Source organism: Rhizobium sp. UGM030330-04, from assembly GCF_003208455.1.
Taxonomy (GTDB): domain Bacteria; phylum Pseudomonadota; class Alphaproteobacteria; order Rhizobiales; family Rhizobiaceae; genus Agrobacterium; species Agrobacterium rhizogenes_A.
This window is the reverse complement of record NZ_QKML01000041.1, coordinates 1-2,487: the sequence shown is the minus strand read 5'-3', so window position 1 is coordinate 2,487 and position 2,487 is coordinate 1. Positions and strand designations below refer to the sequence as shown.

Here is a 2,487-nt window from a genome sequence, read left to right as displayed (position 1 = left end):
CAACGCAGAATAAACGAACTTCCATTCTGGGACAGTGGTGCTGACATCCGAACTGAGACGTTTGCAAAAATTCAGGAACACAGAAAGGAAAATAAACCGACGCAGGACCCGGAGCCGAAACCTGTTCCTGTGCCGCCACCTGGATCAAATGTTCGTATCGATGAGGATGAAAACCGTAGATGTCGTTTATTGATAATCTGCTTTATGCCCACAAAAAGTACGATCGATCTCGATGAGTTCAAGCGACAAATGGAATTGCAGGAACAAGGGCTCAACAATATGAGTCCGCAGCAGATGTTGGCCAATCAAGCAAAGTATTTGGCGAATCCGGCGGGTATGCGGGCTTTGTCAGAGCCGCTGCAGGCGAAAGCGCGCCAAGAATATAGGAATGACCCGTGAATAGCCCCTAGATTTGTAGACGCCTTCTTTCCTAATTTTGAGGCAAGAAGAGCATCATGGGCAAATCGAATTTCAGCGAAGAGTTTAAGCGTGACGCGGTGCGGCAGATCACGGAGCGGGGCTATCCGGTTGCGGAGGTTTCGCAGCGGCTGGGGGGTGAGGCAGCACTCTTTGTACAAGTGGAAAAAGAAGTTTTCCGCCTCGAACGCCAAGGGCAACGACGAAGCCGAAGAGATCAGACGGCTGAAGAGGGAATTGGCTCACGTTATCGAGGAGCGAGACATCCTAAAAAACGATCACGGGCTTTGGTCCGCCTGTGCGCGGTAGAAACAGGTGGTGTTACGATAGCCGCCGGAGGGGAGTTGCCGAAGGCTTATTGGAGGCGTTCAACCCCGTTAAAAAACGTGGCACATGGGCTGTTGCGTACTTGAGAGTGGTGACGTCGCGTCAGTGACGATCCCGGTTAGGAAAATGACGAACTTGCACGGCCCAGCCCCTCCGATTCAAAGGAGGAGAAGCCATGCCCAAGATCACACCACAGAATCTCACCCAAGTGAATCCCCGTGCGGCGGCTGTCGATATAGGGTCCACGATGCATATGGCGGCTGTTAATCCCGAACAAACCGATATGCCTATACGCGCCTTCGGCACCTTTACCCACGATCTGCATGATATGGCTGCCTGGTTCAGATCGTGCGGCGTCACGAGCGTGGCGATGGAGTCGACCGGCGTTTACTGGATCCCGGCTTTCGAGATCCTTGAGCAGCATGGGTTTGAGGTGATCCTGGTCAACGCGCGCTATGCGAAGAACGTGCCCGGCCGGAAGACTGACGTCAGCGATGCGGCTTGGTTACGCCAGTTGCATTTCTATGGCCTTCTGCGTGGGAGCTTTCGGCCGAGCGCAATGGTCGCCACTTTACGTGCGTATCTGCGCCAGCGGGAGCGGCTGGTCGAATATGCCGCGGCTCACATCCAGCATATGCAGAAGGCTTTGATGGAGATGAACCTGCAGCTTCATCATGTGGTCTCTGACATCACCGGCGTGACGGGTATGAAGATCATCAGAGCAATCGTTTCCGGCGAGCGTAATCCAGACGTCCTAGCATCCTTACGTGACGTTCGCTGCCATTCCTCAACTGAAACAATCAGATCATCCTTGATCGGCAATGATCGTGATGAACACGTGTTTGCTCTTTCCCAGTCGCTCGAGCTTTACGATTTTTACCAAGTGAAGATGCTTGAATGCGATCGCAGGCTGGAGGCGGCGATTGTGACGATGACCAGCGATCTTGAAGCACCGCTCGCGCCACTGCCAAAAATACGAAACAGAACGAAGCAGGCGAATGCGCCGTCTTTCGATGTCCGGGCGGCACTATATGGTCTAACGCGGATAGACCTGACCCAGATTCACGGCCTGGGCTCCTCGCTCGCACTGAAGCTGATCGGCGAATGCGGAACGGACCTCCGGGAATGGCCAACCGCTAAGCACTTTACCTCATGGCTCTGCCTCGCCCCTGGAAACAAGATCTCGGGGGGCAAAGTGCTATCATCGCGAACTCGTCGCTCGTCTAGTCGAGCGGCAGCATTGTTGCGATTAGCCGCGACGACACTCGGGCGAAGCGACACCGCCCTTGGCGCGTTTTACCGGAGACTGGCGGGACGCATTGGCAAGCAGAAGGCCGTTACGGCGACCGCACGCAAGATCGCGGTATTGTTCTACAACGCTTTGCGGTTCGGAATGGTATATCGAGATCCAGGAGCTGCGGCCTATGACGAGCGGCATCGAGGAAGGGTCATAGCTAACCTTCAGCGCCGCGCCCGATCCATGGGCTATCAACTGGAGCTCATGCCTGTCGCAGAAAGTGTTTCTTAGGAAAGTGGCCGCGTATTTCGCCAGGGATGCAAAGTGAAGTACGCGTTCATTGCTTTGCATCGCTTGCAGTTTTCGGTACGGACGATGTGCCGCCTTCTGCGGGTTCACCCGAGTGGATTTTACACCTGGCTTAAGAACCCGCTGAGCACGCGAGCCAGCGAGGACAAGCGACAGACCGATCTGCTCCTGAAGGCATGGGAAGAAAGCGGCAAGGT

Annotated in this window: 3 protein-coding genes and 1 pseudogene; all 4 read left to right on the top strand. The window is 54.9% G+C overall.

Going from position 1 to position 2,487, the window contains the following annotated elements; translation table 11 throughout:
- The coding region (locus tag N434_RS25320) for a polymorphic toxin type 15 domain-containing protein (RefSeq protein ID WP_286172406.1) at nt 1-399 on the top strand (399 nt) is incomplete at its 5' end.
- A 56-nt stretch (nt 400-455) separates the two neighbouring features.
- On the top strand, nt 456-830 hold the full coding sequence (locus N434_RS25315) for a transposase (protein ID WP_110760772.1): 375 nt from the start codon (nt 456-458) through the stop codon (nt 828-830).
- A gap of 89 nt (nt 831-919) precedes the next feature.
- Nucleotides 920-2,272 carry an IS110 family RNA-guided transposase gene (locus N434_RS25310; protein WP_110760771.1) on the top strand — a complete coding sequence of 451 codons (1,353 nt, stop codon included), beginning with the start codon at nt 920-922 and terminating at the stop codon, nt 2,270-2,272.
- Nucleotides 2,273-2,487: pseudogene (locus N434_RS25305) on the top strand (IS3 family transposase); the annotation flags it as partial.

Excerpts from the sequence above, each read along its gene's own strand:
- N434_RS25310 (WP_110760771.1), top strand. The coding sequence starts at position 920 with ATGCCCAAGATCACACCACAGAATCTCACCCAAGTGAATCCCCGTGCG.
- N434_RS25315 (WP_110760772.1), top strand. The coding sequence starts at position 456 with ATGGGCAAATCGAATTTCAGCGAAGAGTTTAAGCGTGACGCGGTGCGG.